The organism is Variovorax sp. HJSM1_2, assembly GCF_049316285.1.
Classification (GTDB): domain Bacteria; phylum Pseudomonadota; class Gammaproteobacteria; order Burkholderiales; family Burkholderiaceae_C; genus Rhodoferax_B.
In genome coordinates this window covers 1-203 of record NZ_JBMOXA010000072.1, presented here as the reverse complement: position 1 = coordinate 203, position 203 = coordinate 1, and the positions used below count along the sequence as shown (strand labels likewise).

The following is a 203-nucleotide window of genomic DNA, read 5'->3' as shown; positions in this document are numbered from 1 at the left end:
CCGTAGCCCGGCACGATGACCACGGTCTCGGCATTCGCCAGCACAAAGGCAGCATCGTCGGCACTGCCGCTTTTCACCGGACGTTGCACGGCGGCAGCACCGGATGCGGCCGTGGCGTCACCACCAAACCCGCCACCGATCACGTTGAAGAACGAGCGGTTCATGGCCTTGCACATGATGTAGCTCAGGATGGCACCGGAGCT

The 203-nt window shown here is 63.5% G+C and carries 1 protein-coding gene; it reads right to left on the bottom strand.

The annotated features are described in order from the left end of the window. On the bottom strand, window positions 1-203 hold a 203-nt coding region (locus ACFQ95_RS25995; RefSeq protein ID WP_422835872.1), incomplete at both ends, for an NAD(P)(+) transhydrogenase (Re/Si-specific) subunit beta.